Origin of the sequence: Parasphingopyxis sp. CP4 (assembly GCF_013378055.1) — a bacterium.
Lineage (GTDB): Bacteria > Pseudomonadota > Alphaproteobacteria > Sphingomonadales > Sphingomonadaceae > Parasphingopyxis.
The window spans coordinates 1,518,859-1,541,376 of the sequence record NZ_CP051130.1; the positions used below are offsets into that span (position 1 = coordinate 1,518,859).

16 protein-coding genes are annotated in these 22,518 nt (G+C 59.3%); 12 read left to right on the plus strand and 4 right to left on the minus strand.

All coding sequences use genetic code 11. From position 1 onward, the window contains the following. Window position 1 precedes the first annotated feature (1 nt). From HFP51_RS07345 to HFP51_RS07355, 3 genes are read right to left on the minus strand one after another with little or no spacing between them, the layout of a single operon-like run. Window positions 2-1,093, minus strand: coding sequence for a Gfo/Idh/MocA family protein (locus HFP51_RS07345; RefSeq protein ID WP_255454598.1), 1,092 nt, complete (start codon window positions 1,091-1,093; stop codon window positions 2-4). 39 nt (window positions 1,094-1,132) lie between these two features. Next, complete coding sequence (locus HFP51_RS07350; RefSeq protein WP_176875117.1) at window positions 1,133-3,070, minus strand: beta-galactosidase; 1,938 nt, start codon at window positions 3,068-3,070, stop codon at window positions 1,133-1,135. Beyond that, complete coding sequence (locus tag HFP51_RS07355) at window positions 3,067-5,184, minus strand: alpha-galactosidase (protein WP_176875118.1); 2,118 nt, start codon at window positions 5,182-5,184, stop codon at window positions 3,067-3,069. Before HFP51_RS07355 ends, HFP51_RS07350 begins: the two co-directional genes overlap by 4 nt. Before the next feature lie 103 nt (window positions 5,185-5,287). Between HFP51_RS07355 and HFP51_RS07360 the strand changes: the two genes are divergently transcribed. The 3 genes from HFP51_RS07360 to galK are packed head-to-tail and all read left to right on the plus strand — an operon-like array spanning window position 5,288 to window position 8,948. Further along, the gene (locus tag HFP51_RS07360) at window positions 5,288-6,751 is read left to right on the plus strand and encodes a sodium/solute symporter (RefSeq protein ID WP_176875119.1); all 1,464 of its coding nucleotides are present in this window, start codon (window positions 5,288-5,290) and stop codon (window positions 6,749-6,751) included. Further along, a complete protein-coding gene (locus HFP51_RS07365) occupies window positions 6,751-7,785 on the plus strand; it encodes a UDP-glucose--hexose-1-phosphate uridylyltransferase (RefSeq protein ID WP_176875120.1) in 1,035 nt (344 codons plus the stop codon). Before HFP51_RS07360 ends, HFP51_RS07365 begins: the two co-directional genes overlap by 1 nt. After that, window positions 7,785-8,948, plus strand: a complete 1,164-nt coding sequence (gene galK / locus HFP51_RS07370) for a galactokinase (RefSeq protein ID WP_176875121.1) — start codon at window positions 7,785-7,787, stop codon at window positions 8,946-8,948. Before HFP51_RS07365 ends, galK begins: the two co-directional genes overlap by 1 nt. 13 nt (window positions 8,949-8,961) lie before the next feature. Here the strand turns inward: galK and HFP51_RS07375 are convergent, their stop codons facing one another. Continuing rightward, window positions 8,962-9,750: a DUF1295 domain-containing protein gene (locus tag HFP51_RS07375; RefSeq protein ID WP_176875122.1), complete on the minus strand. Its 789-nt coding sequence runs from the start codon at window positions 9,748-9,750 to the stop codon at window positions 8,962-8,964. Between the two features lie 138 nt (window positions 9,751-9,888). Here HFP51_RS07375 and HFP51_RS07380 point away from each other — a divergent pair, with 138 nt between their 5' ends. The 9 genes from HFP51_RS07380 (at window position 9,889) to HFP51_RS07420 (ending at window position 22,517) form a co-directional block, all read left to right on the plus strand. After that, the gene (locus tag HFP51_RS07380) at window positions 9,889-11,352 is read left to right on the plus strand and encodes a carotenoid oxygenase family protein (RefSeq protein WP_176875123.1); all 1,464 of its coding nucleotides are present in this window, start codon (window positions 9,889-9,891) and stop codon (window positions 11,350-11,352) included. Window positions 11,353-11,362: 10 nt separating this feature from the next. Continuing rightward, window positions 11,363-12,604: an acetyl-CoA acetyltransferase gene (locus HFP51_RS07385; RefSeq protein ID WP_176875124.1), complete on the plus strand. Its 1,242-nt coding sequence runs from the start codon at window positions 11,363-11,365 to the stop codon at window positions 12,602-12,604. A 75-nt stretch (window positions 12,605-12,679) separates the two neighbouring features. Continuing rightward, on the plus strand, window positions 12,680-13,789 hold the full coding sequence (locus HFP51_RS07390; RefSeq protein WP_176875125.1) for an efflux RND transporter periplasmic adaptor subunit: 1,110 nt from the start codon (window positions 12,680-12,682) through the stop codon (window positions 13,787-13,789). A 9-nt stretch (window positions 13,790-13,798) separates the two neighbouring features. Next, window positions 13,799-16,867 (plus strand): efflux RND transporter permease subunit, encoded by a 3,069-nt coding sequence (locus tag HFP51_RS07395; RefSeq protein WP_176875126.1) that lies wholly within the window; start codon window positions 13,799-13,801, stop codon window positions 16,865-16,867. After that, window positions 16,864-18,270 carry an efflux transporter outer membrane subunit gene (locus tag HFP51_RS07400; protein ID WP_176875127.1) on the plus strand — a complete coding sequence of 469 codons (1,407 nt, stop codon included), beginning with the start codon at window positions 16,864-16,866 and terminating at the stop codon, window positions 18,268-18,270. The genes HFP51_RS07395 and HFP51_RS07400 overlap by 4 nt, the downstream gene beginning before the upstream one ends. Window positions 18,271-18,345: 75 nt before the next feature. Next, window positions 18,346-19,638: an adenylate/guanylate cyclase domain-containing protein gene (locus HFP51_RS07405; RefSeq protein ID WP_176875128.1), complete on the plus strand. Its 1,293-nt coding sequence runs from the start codon at window positions 18,346-18,348 to the stop codon at window positions 19,636-19,638. 126 nt (window positions 19,639-19,764) lie between these two features. Beyond that, complete coding sequence (locus HFP51_RS07410; protein ID WP_176875129.1) at window positions 19,765-20,505, plus strand: SDR family NAD(P)-dependent oxidoreductase; 741 nt, start codon at window positions 19,765-19,767, stop codon at window positions 20,503-20,505. A 4-nt stretch (window positions 20,506-20,509) separates the two neighbouring features. After that, entirely contained in the window at window positions 20,510-21,709 is a 1,200-nt protein-coding gene (locus tag HFP51_RS07415; protein ID WP_255454599.1) for an MFS transporter, read from the plus strand. 13 nt (window positions 21,710-21,722) lie between these two features. Next, entirely contained in the window at window positions 21,723-22,517 is a 795-nt protein-coding gene (locus HFP51_RS07420) for an SDR family oxidoreductase (RefSeq protein ID WP_176875130.1), read from the plus strand. Window position 22,518: the final 1 nt, after the last annotated feature.

Here is a 22,518-nt window from a genome sequence, read left to right on the forward strand (position 1 = left end):
TCTATTCTCCAAAATCCAGCATGACCGGTTGGCCGGTGGCGATGGATTGCTGGGCCGCGGCTCCCATCTCCACGGACCGTAATCCGTCCAGCGCCGAAATGACCGCCGGTTCGTCATGCGTCAGCGCGTGATGAAAATCGAGCAGCTGAAAATAGGTCGCGCCGTGATGATAGCCCGCATCCAATGCTTCGCGCGGTGTCTCCACGGGCTCGACCACAGTGCCGCTGCGATCGCGCGGTGACCATGTGATCTCCGCCGACGGGATCTGCACTTCGAGCTTTCCCGTCGCGCCCAGCGCATAAATGTCTTCCTGCTGTTCCGATCCTTCGGCAAACATGCACAGATCCAGCGTCGCCCGCGCACCGCTGGCAAAGTCCAGCAGCACATAGGCATTGTCGATTATGTCCGGGGTTTCGCCGTCATAGCGTTCGTTGAGATGGTTCACATCCTGGCCGCCGCTGGCGAAAATCCGCACCGGCTCATCGTCCAGGATATGCCGCATCAGATCGAAGAAATGGCAGCATTTCTCAACCAGCGTCCCACCCGTATTCCGATTGAAGCGGTTCCAGTCACCAACCTTTGGCAGGAACGGAAAGCGATGCTCGCGGATTGTCAGCATATTGACCGGTCCCGTCTCTTCCGCCCGCACGCGATCGATAAAGCGCGCGACGGGAGGCATGTACCGATACTCCAAGCCGACCCAGAAGAGCGGCGCATAATCCGCGACAATCTTGGCGAGCGATCGCGCGTCATCGACGGTGGTGCACATCGGTTTCTCGACAAGAATCGCGACATTGTGCGGCATCACCTCGCGGACAACGTCATAGTGCGTAAAATTGGGGGAAGCGATGATCACGGCATCCGGGCGGGACGCCGCGAACAGCTCTGCAGTTTCGCCATACATCGTTGGTGACTGGCCCAGCTTTTCCGCAAGCGTCCCGGCGGTGGCACGAGACTCAGGGTCGGGATCGACTATCGCAATAAGTTCCGCATCCGGTACCAGAGCAAGGTTTTGCATATGCTCGCGGCCCATCATGCCGCAGCCGATTATTGCATAGGTTCGCCGGTCCGCCATCGCCCGGCTAATGCGCATCCCATGGCGCAATGACAAGCGTCTGGATTATCCTTGGGACTATCGCTTCCAAATCGCGACACCGGCTGGCTCGAGGAGATCTAAGCCGCTCACCCGGTTCCCAGCGCCCAATGCGGTTTCGACCGGACCAATATCGATCGCTGCGCTCGAATAGTTGAATGCGAGGATGTGATCCGCAGATGATCGGACACGCAATCCCTCTGGCAGTTCGATCGTTTTCAAGCCGGCCTCTCCGGCCATGCGGCCCACTAGCACTGATAACAACCGCGCGTCCGGCCATGCGGCGAGATAGCGATACGACCCTTCCGCATAGACGATGCCGCGACCATCGCTGAGCGCATATTCCGGCGTGAGATCGGTTTCGACATGTTCGAGCCAGCGGCTCACGGAGAAGCCATCGCCTTCTTCTCGCACGCCATCGCGCAAACTTTCCACGCGGACGACTTTTAGCGGCAGCAGATCCTGCAGCACGCCGGGCGCAAGTGTTTCGGGGATCGAGAAACTCCCGGTCTTGCTGCCGCTGCGCGGCCCGATCAACACGGGGCATTCCAGCGCCTGCAATCTCTCAATCAGACCGTCCGGCACGATCGGCAGGGTTGGAATCAGAACCATCGCATAATCGCCAAGCTCCGCATCGGGCCCGACAATATCGATGTCGAGACCGAGCTTTCGCAGGGCGGTGTAGAAGTTCAACGCCAGTTCGCGATACTGGAAGCTGCGGCCCTGGGGTTGCGTTTCGAGCATCCACTGCGCTTCATAGGCGAAGAGCAGCGCGACCTTGCTGGCGGACGGGCCGCCCTCACCCAGTATTTCCAGATCCGCAGCCGCCTGGCGCGCTTCGCCGATCGCAACATCCTCGCTGCTATCGGGTCGTAAAAGCCCGGCATGCATTTGCTCTTGCGCGAATGGCGCCTGGCGCCAGCGAAAATAGGAGACGAACTCGGCGCCATGGGCAAAGGCCTCCAGCGTCCAGAGGCGGACCATCCCGGGCAAGGGCGCCGGATTGAACCGCGCCCAGTTCACCGGGCCGGGTTGTTGTTCCATCACGCCCCACCGTCCATCGGTGCATCCGCGATAGAGATCATGATGGAACGCAGCAAAATCCGGATGGCCCTGGCGCAGATAGGCGTCTTTCTCCGTGCGATCGAACCAGGCCTGCTCCAGAAAGCCGAGCGGGTAGCTGTCCCAGGTTGCAATATCGAGCTCTTTCGACACGTCATGATGATCGAAATCAGTGAAGAATCCCATATAGTTATGGATGATATCGCGACCCGGTGAATGCTCGCGCAATATCGCCGTCTGCAGCGCATTGAATGAGACCACTTCGTCCGAAGCAAAACGGCGATAGTCGAGCATATGGGCAGGATTGGGTTCCGTGACCGTCGCATTGGGCAGGTCAATCGCTTCGAAGCTGCGATACTCCATGCTCCAGAACACATTGCCCCAGGCAGCGTTGAGCGCCCCGATCTCGCCATAGCGTTCCGCAAGCCATTCGCGAAACCGACGCTCTGCTGCCATGGAGTAGCTGCGGACCGTGTCGTGGCAGCCATATTCATTATCGGTCTGCCAGGCGATCACCGCCGGATGCTCACCATAGCGGCGCGCCAGTGCAGCCACGATCCGGCGGCATTCTTCGCGATAGCCCGGATGGGAGAAACAATAGTGACGCCGCGAACCAAAATGGCGCGGCAATCCATCAGCGCCCACAGGCACCATGTCGGGGCGTTTATCGATCAGCCATTTGGGTGGTGTCGCAGTCGGCGTTCCCATGACAATCTGAAGCCCGGCATCACCTAACGTCTCCACCGCGCGATCGAGCCAGTCCCAGTCGAGGCGGCCATATTCGGGCTCAATCCGGCTCCAGGCGAACTCGCCAATCCGTACCAGCGACAATCCGGCCTCTTTCATCCGGCGCGCGTCATCTGCCCACATTTCTTCGGGCCAATGTTCAGGATAGTAGCAACAGCCCAGCTTCATCCATGGGTCCTTTCAAATGCGATCAGCCATGCTGTTTCGGGATGGGTGAGCGGCAGCGCAAGCCCATTATCGCGGAGCGCCTGGCCGCTGAGTATGCGACCATCGCGCCAGCCTTGGCGATCGGCGAGATAGCGGCTGGCTTTGCGCGGCCATGGTTCGGGAAGAGTCACACGATAGGTGGCGTCGAGATCAAGGCCTGCAAAGCGGATTGGAGTGGTTCCAAAACTTTCGGCAAATCCGCTTTGGGCGACCAGCGCAAGGCCGTGTTGGTCGTCCGTGACCAATAGGCCGGAGATACCCGGATCCTGATGGTTCAGGCGCTGCAGACGGCCGCTGTGCAACAGGCCCCGCCAGTGTTTGTACAGCGCAATATGGGCGCGCAGCACCTCTCGATCATGCGCGTCCATCGCCCCGGGATCGGCTTCCACACCCATATGGCCAAACAACGCAACCTTGGCGCGGAAATCCATATCCAATCGGCGTCCGGTGATCGGGTTGGGCGATGGGCCAACATGCGAACCGATCACCTCGAGCGGCAGGAATTGCGACCAGCTGCGGTTGATCCGGAGTCGTTCCAGCGCATCATTATTGTCGCTCGCCCAGATGCGATTGCAGCGGGACAGGATCGCATAGTCGATCCGGCCACCGCCGCTGGCACAGCTTTCAATCTCGATATCCGGATGCGCTAGGCGCAACCGTTCGAGCAGATCATAGAGCGCTTGGGTCTGCCGATAGCCAACTGGGCCATCCGCATTGGCCGCAGGAAAGAGATCGCGATTATGATCCCATTTGAGATAGGCGATACGGTGCGCCGACAGCAGCGCATCGAGCGCGCTAAACAGGTAGTCCGTAACGCCAGGCACGGTCAGGTCGAGAACCAGCTGGTGACGTTGCTCGCGCTGTTCGTGACCGGGAATCTGGAGGCACCAATCCGGATGCGCGCGATAAAGGTCGCTATCGGCGCTGATCATCTCCGGCTCGACCCAAAGGCCGAAATCCATGCCGAGCTCCTCGATATGCGCGACCAGCGGATCCAATCCATTGGGCAGCACATCGGGAGACACGGTCCAATCGCCCAGCGAGCTGCGGTCGTTTCGCCGCCCGCCAAACCAGCCATCGTCCAGCACGAAGCGCTCGACACCCAGCTCCGCAGCGCGATCCGCCAGAGCCATCAGCTTGGCTTCGTCCATGGCAAAACTCAGTGCTTCCCAGCTGTTGAGATGCACCTTGCGAGGCCCCCACTCAGTGCGACCGGGCAGGACATCGGATCGCGCATAGTCATGAAAACTCTGCGCAAGCCGTGATCGATCATCGCCGAGCGCCACGAGCCCCTCTGGCGTCTCGAACCGCTCGCCAGGTGCCAGCGTGATTTCACCAGCGTCCAGCCTCGGGCTCATCAGCAAAGTCGCGCGACCATCGGCATCGCGATCGACAAATGTCTCGAAATCGCCGCTCCATGCGAGATGCGCGCCCAACACGCCGGCATCGTGTGCATCGACGAAAATCAGCCAGTTGCCGCCACCAAATCCCTGTCTGCCACCGACCGAGCGGGCTGCAAAGCCATGCGGTCCGACTGCGTCTTCGCTTTCCCGCATCTCTCCAGCCCAACGTCCGGAATAGGAGATAAGGCGTTCAAAACGTGCCGGGATTGGCAGAGCGATTGATACCAGTCGATCAATAGCGAGCGTATGACCGGAGCGATTTTCCAGTGCCAATTGGGTGACCAGGACAGGCCCTGTGCGGATCTCCCATGACAGGTTAATCCGCAATGCTGGCGCCGCATTGTCGAAGGTGACCGACAGCCGCTGGCCCTCCGTCCTGACCGCCGTGACACGAAAATCCGTCTGCACCCGATCTGCACCATTACGCAGCTCGACCGCCGAATGCCCAGCGTATCCGAATTTGCTCTCAGGCAGCAGCCCGGCGACCGGCGGGATATCGGGCTGGTTCTCATGCCGACCACGCTGCTGGCTCCTCGTCAGTGTGGCCAAGTCCTCAGCGGCAGCCAGCTTCGCGCCAATATAGATGAGGTCTGCAACGCCTCTATCGTCAACAGCAATGACAAGGCTAATCCCCTCGCCATCGATCCGCGCATATTCGCTGGTCCCCGTCATCCGCACCATAAAAGACGGCAGGCAGCGTGAGTCAAACAGCCGGACCCTTGCGGCTGTGCGTCAGTTCGGCTCTAAGCTGAGCGCTCACTGCCAAAGGCCGCACATGCTCGCTAACCTTCCTGCCGCAAGCGGCATTCAGATTCTGGTGTGTGTCCTGCTGACGGCGCTTGTGGGCCTCGCCACCTGGCTTAAGATTCGCAAAGCCAGTCATGACGGTTCGAGCCGGGATGTGTTTCTTGCCGGCGGTGGTTTGAGCTGGCTGTTCGTTGCCGGGTCGATCACCCTCACCAACCTGTCGACGGACCAGCTTGTCGGCATGAACGGCAACCAGATGCTGCTCCTCGCCTGGTGGGAGATCTGCGGGTTCGCCGGGCTGCTGATCCTCGCCTATATTTTCGTGCCGATCTATTATCGGAACAAATGCACGACGGTGACCGAGCTGCTCGAGAAGCGATATGGCGGACGCAGCATCCGGACACTGATCTCCGCGCTCTTCCTGTTCGGCAATATCCTGATCTACCTGCCGGCGGCGCTCTATTCGGGTGGATTGTTCATGCAGTCGCTGTTCGGTAGCACGATGCCGATCCTGTTTTTTGCTGGCATTCTGGCCGTAATTTCAGCGGCGTATACGATCTTCGGTGGCCTGCGCGCAGTCGCGGTTATGGACACCTATTCCGGCATCGGTGTGCTGGGGCTGGCTGTCCTGATCGTTATCCTTGCGCTGGCAGCGGTCGATTTCGATATCGTCACCGGCGTGCCGACCGAGCGGCTGACCATGATCGGCGGGCCGGATTCTCCGATCCCCTTCCATACCCTGTTCACCGGCATGATCTTCATCCAGATTTTCTATTGGTCAACGAACCAGAATATCACCCAACGTGCCATGGCGGCGCCGACCGTGAAAGAAGCCCAGAAGGGCGTGATGGCCGCCGCCATAGTGCGCATCCTCATCGTTCCGCCTATCGTCGTGATACCGGGCATCGTCGCGTACAAGATGTTCGGCGATGTCGGTGATGCGGCTTACGGGCGACTGATCGCCGAGATCCTTCCGCCGTGGCTGTCGGGAGCCTTTGCCGCGATGGTGGCTGCAGCCGTCATCACCACTTTCAGCGCCGTGCTCAACAGTTCGGTCGCGCTCTATTCGATCGACTTTCATGAACAATTTGTCGGCGAGGTGAAGGATCATTGGAAGCTGGCGGCCGCTGTCTCCATCCTGCTGACTGTCGTCGCCATCATGCTGGTTCCGCTCTACCAAAATGCCGATAGCATCATCAATTTGCTGCAGCAGCTGAACGGCTTGTTATCGATGCCGATCCTGTCGGCCTTTGTCGCCGGGCTGCTGTTCCGCAATGTCGCGGCCCCGGCCGCGGTGGGCGGCGTGATCTGGGGCGTGGTGCTGTATGGCCTCTATACCTTCCGGCTTGAGCCCGCCGGCATCATCACGATGCATTATATCGATTTCATGGTGGTTACCTTGGTAACCTCTGTGATCGCAGCGCTGGTCGCCAATCGATTGTTCCTGGGCAATCGCGCAGAGTTCATCCTCCCACGCCGGGTCACGACCTGATGCCAGTCGATTTCGGACAGCCGCATCGCCGCCGAAATCCGCTGACCGGCCAATGGGTATTGGTCTCGCCTCACCGTCTCTCCCGCCCGTGGCAGGGTGAAGAGGGCGAAGAGCAATCCCAGCCGCCATCGCACGACCCGGACTGTTATCTCTGTCCAGGCAACACTCGGAAAACTGGCGATACCAACCCCGATTATGATGGCGTTTTTGTCTTCGACAATGACTTCGCCGCCCTTCTGGAGCAAAACGATCTGCAAGCGGACAATGATCCCCTGTTCGCAGCCGAAAGCAGTCGCGGCGCATGCCGGGTGCTTTGTTTCTCTCCCGATCATGCGAAAACCTTGCCCGAGCTGGGGCATTCTCAAGTTCGCGCTATCGTCGATGCCTGGTGCGAAGAGACCGCAGCGCTTGCCGAATCCGGCCGCTATCGCAACGTCCAGATATTCGAAAACAAGGGCGCGATGATGGGCTGCTCCAATCCGCACCCGCATGGCCAGATCTGGGCCACGGGCCATGTGCCCGACGAAGTGGCCGTCGAAGATCGCCACCAACGCGCCTATCGCGCCGAACAGGGTGCGTCGCTGTTGTTGGAGCTGGCCGACCGCGAGCAGAAGGATGGCAGGCGGACCGTCGTCGAAACCGATCACTGGCTCGCCATTGTCCCCTATTGGGCGACATGGCCCTTTGAAACGCTGCTGTTACCGCGCTTCCCGGTCCAGCGGATGCCCGAGCTGTCGAGCGAGCAACGCGACGATCTCGCCACAGCCATGCGGCAACTCACGGCGCGCTATGACAACCTGTTTCAATGCAGCTTTCCCTATTCGATGGGCTGGCACGGCGCGCCAATCGGCGAGGAAGATATCGATCACTGGCAGCTCCACGCGCATTTCTATCCGCCGCTGCTGCGCTCCGCCTCGGTTCGCAAATTCATGGTCGGCTATGAATTGATGGCCGAGGCCCAGCGCGACATTACGCCTGAGCGCGCTGCCGAAATGCTCCGCGCCACAAGCGATATCCATTATAAGAGCGGATAATGACGCCACGGGACATCTTGATCGAGCGGGTCAGCGCTGCCTTTCGCCGCGCCTATGGAGAAGAACCGGTGCGCATTGTTGCCGCTCCAGGCCGGGTCAATCTGATTGGCGAGCATTGCGACTATAATGATGGTCTTGTCCTGCCCTGCGCGATTGACCGGGAAACGATGATCGCGATCGGGCCGGCGCACCATGGCGAAATCCGATCCTTCGCCGCAGACTTCGATGATGATAGCGACGGTTTCTCGGCCACTGCAGGCGTAATCGACCATGCAGAAGCGGACTGGAAAAACCATATCCGCGGCGTTGCTCATTTCCTCCGCGAGCGCGGTATCCAGCCGCCTGCGGCCAATCTTGCCATCGCTGGCAATGTGCCGATGGGTGCCGGTCTTTCCTCATCCGCCTCCCTCGGCGTGGCGATTGCTCTCGCTCTATCGATGCACGCGGATGCGAAGGTCGATCCGGGCGATCTGGCCCGCATCGCCCAGCAATCGGAGAATGATTTTGTCGGTTGCGCCTGCGGTATCATGGATCAGATGGCATCGGCCTGCGGTACAGAGGGCGCGGCGGTTCTGATCGACTGCCAATCGATGAAACAGCGCGCGGTCCCGATTTCAGAGTCCCTTGCAATCGTGATCATCGAATCCGGAATCCAGCGAATCCTGACCGACAGCCCGTTCAATACGCGGCGCGCAGAATGCGAAGCGGCCGCCGAACATTATGGTGTCGATGCCTTGCGGAACCTGGATCCCGCTCGGCTCGAGCCCGAACGCGGTGATCTCGATGAGGCCTGTTTCCGCCGCGCACGCCATGTCGTCACAGAGATCGCGCGGGTGCGCAGAGGCATTGATGCGTTCACGACTGGCGACACCGCAAGCCTGGCTGAAATCATGGCGGCGTCTCACGCCTCATTGCGTGACGACTTTCAGGTATCGATCCCGCCGATCGATCAGATGGTGGCAATGCTCGCCGAGAAAATCGGTGATCGCGGCGGGGTGCGGATGACGGGCGCTGGCTTTGGCGGTTGCCTGGTAGCAGTGGTCGAAAAGTCACTCGCCGAGGATGTCATCGGCTGGGTCGAACACGACCATAACCGCATGGCTGAAGTGCAAGCGAGTGCCGGAATCTACCTGCCGTCAAAGGGCGCGCATCTGCTGCGCTAGTCGTCAGACCCAGCTATGCGTCTGATTTCGGTGGCCAGGGAATGAATCCGCTCGTCCGGCGCACATAATCTTCATATTCAGGTTTGGCGCGCTTCATCCGGCGCTCGAGCAAGGCTGCGCCGCTCCATTTGAGCAGCAGATAGGTCATGAGCAACGGTCCGATCACGCTGAACAAGCCCAGGCTCGTCTCGGCGGCGATCAGGAACAAACCCCACCAAACACAGGTATCGCCGAAATAGTTGGGATGCCGCGTATAGCGCCACAGGCCCTTGTCCATCACACCGCCTGTCCGTTGCGCCTTGAAACGGGCAAGCTGCCAGTCGCCGATCGTTTCAAAGGCAATGCCGATAATCGCAAGGCCCGCGCCAATCCATCCTAGCACACCAACCGCGGCAGGCTCAGCCGGTACCATGCCAAGCTGGATCGGCAGCGAGACGATGAGCAGCAATACGCCTTGCAGCATGAACACCATCCGGAAGCTGAAGCGATGCGGATGCGGTTCGGCCTTGCCGAGCATCGCCAGATAGCGCCCGTCCGGCCCTTCGAGCCGCCAGCGCCAGACCAGATAAGCGGCCAGTCGCGTACCCCAAACCGCGGTGATGCAGAGGATAAGGAGGCGTCGTTCTTCCGATCCGCCCTCGGTGAGCAAATAGGTAACCCCGGCAATGATGACGAAACTGAAGCCCCAAAAGGCATCGATAAAGCTAACATCCTTGATCGCCACACTGATCAGCCAGAGAAGGACGAGGATCGCGAGAATGATCGCTGCATTGGTTGCAAACAGTGAAAAAACAGCATCCATGATAAGTGCGCCCCTTATATCTTTGCCCCGATATGCTGCGCAGAACGCCGCTTGGCCATAGCTATTTCCCCAAGCCTAGGCAGAGCATCTTCATTCCGGTATCGATAATAATCATTTGATCGGAAAGGACTATGCGCCATGGCGACGACTATCGTGAACCGTGTGAAACCCACACTGGAAGATGATGGCCACCCCTATATCGGCGGCGCATGGACTCCGAACTTCGAAGAATATGACGCACTCGACCTTGAGGCGATCGGTACAATTCCTGATGACATCTCAGGTGTTTATGTCCGGAACACGGAAAATCCGGTTCATAAATCAATCGGTACCTATCATCCGTTTGATGGTGACGGGATGTTGCATGCGATCCATATCGATGGCGGCAAGGCGAGCTATCGAAACCGTTTTGTGAAGACCAAGGGCTTCCTTGCTGAGCAGGATGCCGGGCGATCGCTATGGGCTGGCATCGCCGCCAACCCTGCGCTCTCCGAACGACCCGGCTGGGGCGCCCAGGGATCGCTCAAGGATTCCTCCTCCACCGATGTTGTCATCCATGCCGGCAAGGTGGTTTCGACTTTCTATCAGTGCGGCGAGCCCTATCTGCTCGATCCCGTCACGCTTCAGGATCTTGGCATTGCGGACTGGGGCCCGGATGAAGGCATATCGGCCCATCCCAAGGTCGACCTTGAGACCGGCGAGCTGCTCTTCTTCAACTATTCGAAGAAGGCGCCATACATGCATTATGGCATTGTCGATAAGAATGAGCAGCTCACCCATTATGTGCCGATCCCGCTGCCCGGGCCGCGCCTCCCCCATGATATGGCCTTCACCGAAAATTATACGATCTTCAACGATCTGCCACTGTTCTGGGATCCCGAACTACTGGAGCGAGACCTCCACGCGGCCCGCTATTATCCCGAACTCGGCACCCGCTTTGCGATCATCCCGCGCTATGGCACGGAAAAGGATATTCGCTGGTTCAAGGCCGACCCGACCTTCGTCCTTCACTGGATGAACGCCTATGAAGAGGGTGATGAGATCGTGCTGGAAGGCTATTTCCAGGAAGATCCGCAGCCCAAGCCGCTCCAGGATGCGCCGCGCGAATGGGCGCAGCTGATGGCTTATGTCGACGAGCATTCGATGAAGCCGAAACTCCATCGCTGGCGCTTCAACCTGAAAACCGGCGAAACGCATGAAGAGCATCTCGACGAACGGATCCTCGAATTTGGCTGTTTCAACCGCAAGTTCCAGGCGAAGAAAACACGCTTTCTCTACAGCACCACGGCCAAGCCCGGCTGGTTTCTCTTCACCGGTATCGTCAAGCATGACTTTGAAACCGGGGAATCGGTTGAGCTGCAATTCCCGGACGGCGAATATCTGAGCGAGCCAGCATTCATTCCGCGGGTCGGGTCGAAGGAAGAAGAAGATGGCTATCTCGTCACCTTCACGATCAACACGAACGATGATCGCTCTGAATGCGTGCTGGTCGATGCGCGCGATATCGAAGCGGGTCCGGTGTGCCGGATCCAACTCCCCCATCGGATCAGCAGCGGCACGCATGCCATCTGGGCCGATTGCGACGAACTGACACAGGCATAGGCGAGGCATCATGGCAGAACCGGTTTTCATTCTTGGCGGCTATCAAACCGATTTCGCGCGCAATTGGCATCGCGAGGGCGGCGACTTGTTCGCGATGTTCAAGGCCACACTTGAAGGTGGGCTGGAGGATACCGGGCTCGAACCCGAGGAAATCGAGTCCGCTCATGTCGGCAATTTCACGGCCGAGCTATTCTGCAACCAGGGCCAGCTTGGCGGGTTCTTTGCTGCGGTCGATGATCGCTTTTCCGGCATGCCTGCACAGCGCCACGAAGCCGCTTGCGCGTCGGGCAGCATGGCCATCCTCAGCGCGATGGCCGAGATCGAGGCGGAGCGCTACGACCTGGTCTGCGTGCTCGGTATCGAGATGATGCGGAACGTGCCGGGCGATCAAGCCGCACAGTTTATTGGCGGGCCGGCGATGTTCTCCGGCAAGGAATGCGAAGGCGTGAAATATCCCTGGCCGCATATCTTTTCGGAACTGGGCGATGAGTATGAAACGCGATTTGGCCTGAAACAGGCGCATCTCGCTGAAATCGCGCGTAACAATTTTGCCAATGGCCGGCGCAATCCCAACTCGCAGACGCGAAAATGGACCTTTGGCAATGCGAGTTTTGAAGAAGATGACGAAGCCAATCCGGTGATCGATGGACGCATCCGGCGGCAGGATTGCGGTCAGGTGTCCGATGGCGGCGCGGTGATCTTCCTTGCTGGCGAGAAGCGTGCCCGGGACTATTGCAAGGCACATGGCAAGTCGCTCGACGATCTCGCGCGGATCGATGGCTGGGGCCATCGTACGGCACATATCGGCTATCAGCCCAAAATCGAAGCGAGCAAGGCGGAGGATTATGTCTTTCCGCATGTCCGCAAAGCGGTGTCCGACGCACTCGATCGTGCGGGCGTTGGCTCAGCGAAACAGCTCCACGGCATCGAGGTCCATGATTGTTTCACGACGACCGAATATATGGCGATCGACCATCTCGGCCTGACCGACCCGGGTGAAAGCTGGAAGATCATCGAAAATGGCGCAATCGCCATCGATGGCGATCATCCGATCAATCCGAGCGGCGGCCTAATCGGTTCCGGCCATCCAGTAGGCGCGACCGGCGTTCGCATGATGCTCGACTGTTCGAAACAGGTAACGAGCAAGGCCGGCGACTATCAGGTAGAGGGCGCGGACACGGTCGGCATGCTCAACATCGGCGGCAGCACGACCACCGTAGCGTCATTCGTGGTTGGTGCCGGATCGGCCTGATTCGCTGGTTGCAACTGTCACAGATTTCGTTGAGTTATGGTGCGTTGAACGACTTCAGGGGCATGAGATTCGATAATGGGTCAATCGACGAATCCGCAAATCTCCGGCTCGCCGGCTCATCAAATCGGCCGCATGTGCCGCGATAGCCTGTTAGCGATCGGAGTGGCTGTTGGTTTGGCCGCTTGTTCGGGCGGTGCCGAAGAAGAAACTGCGCCGGTCCGCCCCGTCAAAATCATCGAAGTATCGACCGGTGCTGATGTCCGCACACAAAGTCTGCCAGCTGTTATCGAAGCAGCGCGCTCTTCGGATCTGACATTCGAAATCAACGGCACGTTGCAGGAAATGCTGGTTCGCGAAGGCGATAATGTTCGCCAGGGCCAGGTATTGGCCCGTCTCGATCCGCGCACCTATCAAAATGATCTCGCGACCGCCCGGGCGGAATATAACAACGCCAATGCCGAGTATCAGCGCGCGTCCCGCCTTGTTGCTGAGGATGCGATTGCGCAAAATGTTTACGAACAACGCCGAACGGCGCGCGAAGTGGCGCGCGCCCAATTCGATACCGCGCGCGTGCGACTTGATGACACCGTGCTCCGCGCGCCTTTCTCCGGCGTCGTCGCGCGGACTTATGTCGAGCGGTTCGAAAATATCGGCGCGCAGCAGGAAATCTTGACGCTTCAGACTCAAGGCCAAGCGCGCGCGGTTGTGCAAGTCCCCGCCACAATCGTTGCCAATTCCGGGCAAATCCGCCCGCTCGGCAGTGTGATGACGCTTGATGCGGCGCCGGATGTCGAAATGCCGGCGACCATCTATTCGACATCGACCCAGGCCGATCCATCGAGCCAGACCTTTGAAGTACGATTCAATTTCACACCGCCTTCCGATACGCTCATTTTGCCCGGCATGACTGGCACGGTCCGGGCGCGACTGGAATTGGAAGAAGGTGGCATCGTACCCGAAGGTGTTTCGGTTCCGCTGGCCGCTATCCAATCAGATGGCGATGATCGCTATGTCTGGCTGGTCGATGAAGAGACTATGACCGTGTCCCGCCGCGATGTTGTGGTGGCGTCCGCCGATGGCGAAATGATGACGGTCACCAGCGGACTGCGACGCGGCGACAAAATCGCCGGCGCAGGGGCATCCTATCTCCATGAGGGCATGGAGATCCGGCCCTATGAAGAATAGCCGCCGGCAATGAGTCCTGCTGAATTCTCCATAAAAAACCGGCTCATCAGCTTCCTGGTCATCATCGGGGTGCTGGTTGGCGGATGGCTTGCCTATGGCAATATGCCGCGCTTCGAGGATCCGGAATTCACGATCCGCGAAGCTGTTGTCATTACCCAATATCCGGGCGCAACGCCGGAAGAAGTCGCCAACGAAGTCACCGAACCGTTGGAAAGTGCGATCCAGCAGATGGGCGAGGTTGAGGAAGTTCGTTCGGTATCGTCTGACGGCCTGTCTCGGATCACGGTCGAGATCAAATATGGCGATTCCACGACCCGCGACGCATTGCAGCTGATCTGGACAAAGCTGCGCAATCGGGTGCGCGATGCGCAAAGCTCGCTGCCGCCCGGTGCGGAAGAATCTATCGTCAATGACGATTTTGGTGACGTTTATGGCATCTATTATCTGATCACCGGCGAGGGTTATTCGCCGCGCGAGCTATACGAATATGCCCGCGACCTGCGGACCGAACTGCTCGCAGTGGATGGCGTGGCAAAGGTCGCAATTCAGGGTCAGCAACAAGAAGTCATCTATGTCGAGATTTCGCGCGAACGCGCCTCGGCACTCGGCGTCTCGGTAGACCAGGTTTATAACGACCTCGCCCAGCAGAACTCCGTAGTCTCATCCGGCGATGTGCGGATCGGCGATCGCCGCGTCATGATCCAGCCAACCGGCGAAGTGGATTCGGTTGCCTCAATCGAGAATATCCTCGTCTCGACACCCGAAGCCGACACCGTGGTGTTCCTGCGCGATGTGGCAACGGTCCGCCGCGATTATCAGGACCCGCCAAGCTTCCAGAACCGATACAATGGCGAGCCCTCGATAGGCATCGGTGTTTCCAATGTCCCGGGAACGAATGTCGTCGCTATGGGCGAGGCAATTGATGCCGCGCTCGCCGAGAGCGAGGGCCGCCGCCCGCTCGGCATTGAGATCCACGAATATTATCACCAAGGCAAAGTAACCGACGCGGCGGTTCAGGCCTTTGCGCTCAATGTCTTGATGGCGCTCGTGATCGTGCTGGTCACACTCTATTTCTTCATGGGTTTGCGCTCGGCGATCATCATTGGCGCGGTGCTGATCCTGACGATCGCGGCCACCTTGATGACCATGTATCTGAACGGGATACCGATGCATCGAATATCGCTCGGCGCGCTGATCATTGCGCTCGGGATGCTCGTCGACAATGCGATTGTGGTGACTGAAGGGATATTGGTGGGCGTCCAAAAGGGGCGCAAGAAACTCGATATCGCCAAGGAGATTGTGAGCCGCAGCAAATGGCCGCTGCTCGGCGGCACGCTGGTCGGGATCATTGCCTTTGCGCCGATTGGCTTTGCGCCGGGGTCCACCGCAGAATTTACCGGCCATCTTTTCTGGGTGGTCCTGATCTCGCTACTCTACAGCTGGGTGTTCGCCATCACCGCCGTACCATTATTCGCTGACATGCTGTTCAAAGAAGTCGAAGGAGACGCGGTCGAAGAGCAAGGCGATGGCAAGTTCATGACCCGCTACAAGGACTTTATGCGCGCTGTGCTGGGTCGTCCGTGGCAGGCAGTAGGCGCTGCCGTGATGATGTTCGTCGTGGCAGTTTTCGGATTTGGCTTTGTGAAGTCGGGCTTCTTCCCGGCCTCGACTACCCCGCAGCTCGTCGTCGATGTGTGGATGCCGCAAGGCACCGATATTGAGCATACTTTTGACAATATGACCCAGCTCGAAAGCGAGGTTGCCGAGTTTGAGGGCGTGGAAGGCGTCAACACACTCATCGGAGCCGGGGCGTTGCGCTTCATGTTGGTCTATCCAGCCGAGAGCAATAATTCCTCCTATGGGCAGCTGCTACTCCAGGTCGATTACGACCAGATCGATGCGTTGATGCCGGTCATCCAGAACCATATCGATTCCAACTATCCCGATGCGCAGACAAAGGTTTGGCGGTTCGAACTCGGGCCCGGTGGCGGATCGAAGCTGGAAGCAGAATTTTCCGGGCCGGACCCGGCCGTGCTGCGGCAACTCTCGGCCCAAGCTGAAGTGATTTATGCATCGGACGACCGGATCACGGCTGTCAAAAATGATTGGCGCCAGCGGGTAAGCGTCATCGAACCCACCTACTCCGAAGCGCGCAGCCGGCGGCTCGGCATATCGCGCGAGGATCTGGCCAACGCATTGCGCACCAATTTTTCGGGTCGCAATGTCGGCGTGTACCGCGAGGGCGATACGCTGATACCGATCGTCGCACGGGCGCCATTGGGTGAACGCCGCGACGTGCAAAGCATCGCCAGCGTCCAGATTCCGAGCCAGGTTACTGGCGGCACGGTTCCATTGATTGAAACAGTGACCGGCTTTGAAACAGTCTGGCGGGACGCAATGATGCGACGGATCGATCGTGTTTGGACGATCAAGGCACAGGCCGATCCTATCCCCGGTGAAATGGCATCGGTGGCCTTTGAGCGCGTGCGTCCCGCGATAGAGGCGATTGAACTACCGCCTGGCTACACCCTCACCTGGCGCGGCGAATATGGCAGCAGCACCGAAGCCAATGGCAATCTTGCGAGCACGCTACCCATGGGCTTCCTCGCCATGGTGTTGGTCGTCGTGGTGCTGTTCAACGCGCTCCGCCAGCCGCTGATCATCTGGCTCGTCGTCCCGCTCTCGATCATCGGGGTCGTGATCGGATTGCTGCTTACCAACTCCGCGCTGGAGTTTATGGCGATCCTTGGTCTGCTGTCGCTGTCGGGGCTCCTGATCAAGAATGCGATCGTGCTGGTCGATCAGATGGATCTCGAAATCCGCGAAGGAAAACCGCGCTATGATGCGGTTATCGATTCCGCTGCCAGTCGTGTCCGGCCCGTGGCGATGGGTGCGATCACGACGGTCCTCGGGGTGATCCCGCTATTCGCAGATGCCTTCTTCCGATCGATGGCGGTCGTGCTGGTTTTCGGTCTGAGCTTCGCCACATTGCTCACCCTGGTGCTGATTCCGGTCCTCTATCTGCTGTTCTTCCGGATCAGTCGCGATGAAACCGCAGATGCGGAGGTCGAGGCATGAAGCGCTTCCTCGCAGCAACGATGATGCCAGCGATACTGGCGGCAGCGCTGTCGGGCTGCGCGAGCTTCAGCAATGCGACTGGCGAAGCATCGGGCATTGCAGATTCCAACCTGCCGCCGGTCCCTGAACGCTGGATCATGGCGCAGGAAACGGTTGGCGACGTGCATGTTGGCTGGATCGACGCGTTTAACGATCCTGTGCTCTCGGAACTGGTTGCCGAAGCGCAAGCAAAGAACCGCAGCCTGCAGGCCACAGCCGCAGCCGTTGCGCGGGCCTATGCCTTGCTGCGCCAGTCGCAGTCGCAACTCTATCCAACGCTAGACGCAACCGCAGGAGCGGCACGCAGCGGACCGTTAGAAGGCGGACCGACCGGCAACGCTTTTAGCCTTGGCGTGCAATCCAGCTGGGAAGTGGATGTCTGGGGCCGGGTCCGGTCCGACGTTGAAGCCGCCCGGCAAAGTGCCCGCGCGCTAGAGGCCGACTATCGCTTTGCCCAGCATTCACTCGCAGCAGCGGTCGCCCGGACCTATTTCGTCGCGATTGAAGCGCGTATGCAGATCCGTGTCGCCCAGGATATTGTCGACGCCCTGACCGAGATCGACCGGATCGTGCAGGTGCGCTTTGAGAATGGCTATGCGAACGCACAGGATGCTGCGCTGGCGCGCACAGACCTGGAGAGCGCGCGCGATTCCCTGCTCAGCGCACAGCTTGGCGAACGCGATGCGATCCGGGCGCTGGAAGTGCTGCTCGGTCAATATCCTGATACCGATCTCGAATTCCCCAATCGATTGATGCGCGAGCCGCCACCGCCGCCCGCCGGACTCCCCTCACAGCTGCTCGAACGCAGGCCGGATATTATTGCTGCCGAACGCCGCATTGCAGCGGCGATTGCCGGTGTCGACCAGGCTCAGGCCGCACGCCTCCCGCAAATCAGCCTCACTGGATCGCTCGGTGGTGCGTCAAATGAATTGTCAGACTTGTTAGATCCTGTAAACGTGGTGTGGCGCTTGGCCGCCAATCTGCTCGCACCGATATTCGACGGTGGGCGGCGGCAAGCCCAGGTCGACGTCTCCACCGCCGCGCAAGAAGAAGCGGTCGCCAACTATGCGGATCTCGCGCTCAATGCGTTTTCCGAAGTCGAAGGCTTGCTCGATCAGGGCAAGATATTGCGCGAACGCCGGCGCGCGCTCTTGACGTCAGACGAAGCATCCGGCCGGGCGCTCTACATTGCGCAGCTGCGCTTTGATGAGGGCGAGAATGAGCTGATCGATGTGTTGAACATTCAGCAGCGCGTCTTCGGCACCCGTAGCAGCCTGGTCGCGATCCAGCGCTCCGTGCTGACCCACTATATCGATCTCAGCCTGGCCCTGGGTGGTGATTGGCGTTCTCCCGAAGAGGGATGATGAGACACGCATTCGCGGCATTTCATACCGCTGCATTTCTTGTACAATTTCAAAAAACCGATCAGGCTAGGCGCTATGCAACATTTTGATCGCCTGTTCCGTTCTGCCGAGGTTGAAGCCGAAGCGCTGATCGGCATTGCCCGTATGCTGGTCGCAACAATCCTCGGACTTGCCGCATTCGTCTTGATTCAGCGCGCAGGCATGCCGTCCGATCCGAATACAGTGTCCGAGGTCTATCACTCGCTGACCGTGCTCACCCTCTATTTCTGTCTCGGTGTGCTCTCTGTCGGGATCGTGAAGCTGGGGCTGTATCGGACCTGGATCGCGTGGGTTTTAGCGGTTGCCGAAGTCATCCTGATCGCGGTCAATATTTACACTGACCTGAATTCTGCGGGCGCGAGTTCCTTCGCTGCGCTGTCGTCTCCCGCCGGTTATCTGCTCGCTGTGTTCCTGGTTCTGCAAACCCTGCGCTATCGGCTGGTCTTTCAGATTACGACGTCGCTGCTGCTGGTCAGCGCGGTCATCGGCCTCTTACTGTTCAATCCAGGCGCCGGAAACGCGCCTGACGAGCCGACTCTCCGCTATCTCACGTCCAACTATACCGGTATTCCCAATTTTGTACGTATTATCATGCTGTTGTTGGTCATCAGTATCGCCGCCCTGTCTGTGTGGCGCGGTCGAAAATTGATCCACGGCATTGCTGACGAAGTCGAAGTACGCGCCAATCAGAAACGCTTCCTGCCGGGCGAACTCGCGGACCAGATGACGAACGCTGACATATCGCGCCTGCGCGCCGGCCGGCTGGCCAATCTCGTCATCATGTTTGTCGATATCCGCGGCTTCACAGCCCTATCGGAATCCTTCCAACCGGCAGAGATCAGCGCTTTCCTCAGCGAGTATCGCTCCCGCATCACGCGCGTCGTTGCCGCGCATGATGGTGTGGTCGACAAATTTATCGGCGATGGCGCACTGATTGTCTTCGGCCTCGAAGAAGATTCCGCATCGGCTGCGGGCAATGCCATTGCGGCCGGCAAGGAAGCCCTGGCCGAACTGGAACGATGGAATGATTTGCGCACCGCGCGCAACCTGCCGCCGATCTCGGTTGTGATCGCTGTGCATGCCGGCGAAGTCATGGTGGGAGCAATTGGCGATGAAGAGCGACTTGAATTCAGCGTGATTGGTGCGCCGGTAAACGAAGCCTCGCGCCTCGAAGCCGTTGCCAAGGCAGAGGATGCCGTAATGGTGGTGTCGGAACAGGTGCTCAGCAATGTGCTGGGCTCTGATCGCGATTCCGGCTGGAAACCGCTGGGAGACGTGGCGTTGCGCGGAACATCTCACCCGACAAAATTATTCGCGCTGCGCGACTAGTGCTCGATCACTCAGGCAGCGATTTTCGCGGCCATCTTGCGGAAAAGCTGTGTCATTCTCGCGCAACCATCGATACGCTTGTTAGAAAGATAGATCAGAAGAAGAGTGACAAGGGGCGCACAGATCATGGCAGATGAACTGGATTTCACCGGCAAGACAGTGCTCGTCGTGGGCGGGTCGAGCGGCATCGGCAACGGAATCGCCCAGGGGTTTCGTGCCAAAGGTGCCGAGGTTCATATCTGGGGAACCCGCGCAAACGCAGCCGATTATGACGGTGTCGAAGGATCGGATCTTGAAGGGCTGCACTATGCGCAAGTCGATGTGTCCGATTTCGACAGTATCAATAGCGCCTCGCCTGACTTTGATACCCTAGACGTACTCGTCCTGAGCCAGGGAATAGTCCGCTACAAGCGCGCCGAGTTTGAAAAAGCCGGCTGGGACGAAGTGATGGACGTGAACATCAATTCGGTGATGCACACGGCAAACGCGTTTCGCGATATGCTGGCTGAGAGCAATGGATCGGTGATCATCGTCAGCTCAGTATCCGGCTTCCGCGCCAATATCGGCAATCCTGCCTATGCCGCATCGAAAGCCGCTGCCGTCAGCCTCACCAAGACATTAGGCCAAGCTTGGGCCCGCTACGGGATCAGGGTCAATGGCCTCGCACCCGGCCTGATACCGACAAAGCTGACAGCCGTAACGACAGACAATGACAAGCGGCTGGAAGCCAGTCTGCAGGCCATCCCGCTCGGTCGCCCCGGCACACCTGATGAAATGGCCGGTGTCGCGCTGTTTCTTGCATCGCCGCTCGCCTCCTACGTCCAGGGCCATACTGTGATCGCCGATGGCGGCCTGACGCTCAGCTAGGCCCTTGCGTGACTATCTCCCAGATCGGGTCGTTATCGGGCTCGCCATCGCCTCTGCGATAGTCACGGCCAATGCCTATTATATCCACCCGATCATCGCGCCCGTCGCCGCCGACTTTGAAGTCAGCGCGGCGCAAGTCGGCGCGGTTCCGGCGTTCAATCAGTTTGCCCTGGCTCTCGGGATCTTGCTCCTGCTGCCGCTTGGCGATCGGTTCAGCAATCGGCGATTGGTTCCGCTGTTTCTAGCCGCCCAGGTCGGGGCGCTGGCGCTTATGACGGTTGCGCAAAGCTTCTGGCTGTTCGTCACCGGTTCGGCATTGCTCGGCTTTTTCACTGTCGCGCCCTATTTGCTGCCTGCCTTTGTTTCCAAGCGTGTGCCACCCGAACGGCTCGGCCATGTGACCGCAATCCTCACCACCGGCGTGATCGCCGGCGTGCTGCTCTCGCGCACCGGGTCGGGTGTGATCGCGGAATATCTGGGATGGCGGAGCGTATATGGCATGGCGACGCTGCTGATGCTGGCCTCGGTCGTGGTCCTGCCGATCCTGATGCGCGAAGACAGCCCGCCACCCGATGACAGCGAAGCCCTGCCCTATGGCCAGCTGCTGTCCTCGCTGTTCGGCATGCTGCGCGCAAACCCGCAGATCATGGTCTCCGGAATTATCCAGGGATTGAGCTTTGCCATCTTCCTCGTCCTGTGGCTCGGTCTTGGCCTTCACCTGACCAGCCCGGAGATGGGATATGGCACCGATGTCGTCGGTTATCTCGCGGCGATTGCCGCGATCAACCTGCTCACCACGACGCGGTTCGGTCGCCTCGCCGACCGGCTGGGCGCCCATCGCGCGCGCTTGCTGATGGTGTTGATCCAGATGGTTGGCGTATTGCTGCTTTTCCCGGCGGGAAACAATATCTGGCTGCTCCTCATCCCGCTCACGCTTATGAATATATCGGGGCCAGTCATCGATATCAGCGGCCGGATGACGGTTCTCGATCAGCCACCGCAAATCCGCACCCGCTTGATGACGCTCTACATAGTCTTCATGTTCCTCGGCGGAGGGCTGGGAAGCTGGAGCGGCACGATTGCCTATGACCTTTCCGGCTGGGCAGGCACAACAGGGCTCGCCGCGATATTGTCACTATTGGTTGTCTGCCTTGCCTATTTTGCGAAGCGGCAGGCCGGCAAGACTGCAAGTGAGACGAGATAAGGAGAATTACACGATGAAGTTCGAACCAGGATTGGCAGCGGTCGTAACCGGCGGGGCGTCAGGGCTCGGCAACGCTAGCGCGCGGGCCTTGGCCGGGGCGGGCTTCAAGGTCGCGATTTTCGATATCAACGCAGACGCAGGCCAGCCCAAGGCGGACGAAATCGGTGCGACCTTCCAACATGTCGACATTACCGATGAACAATCGGTGCTCGATGGGTTCGAAGCCGCCCGCGATGCCCATGGCCAGGAACGGGTGACGGTGCATTGCGCGATGACATCCGGCCGCGGCAAGACACTGCGCTATGACAAGGAGCTGGGCGGATTTGTCCGGCTCGCGACCGATGAATATGAAAAGGGCGCGCAAGGCATCCTCGTCGCCAGCTACCGGATCGCATCAATCTCCGCACTCGGTATGGCCAATGCCGAACCTCTCAACGAGGACGGCGAACGCGGGTGCATTACGCTGACGAGCTCGGCCGCTGCCCAGGACGGACAGATCGGCCAGGTCATTTACGGTTCAAACAAAGCCGGTGTGAACGGGCTCGTACTGCCCATGGCGCGCGACCTGATGGATATCGGGATCCGCGTCAATTCGATCATGCCGGGTATATTTGCGACGCCGCCGATGCTCGGCATGAAGGATCGCGCACCGGCAATGTTCGATCATCTCGCCGCGTCCGTCCCCTTCCCCAAGCGGCTCGGCAACCCGGACGAATTTGGCAGCCTGATCCTTGAACTCGCGCGCAACACCTATTTCAACGGACAGGCATTGCGGCTGGATGGCGCCATCCGGATGCCACCCAAATAAG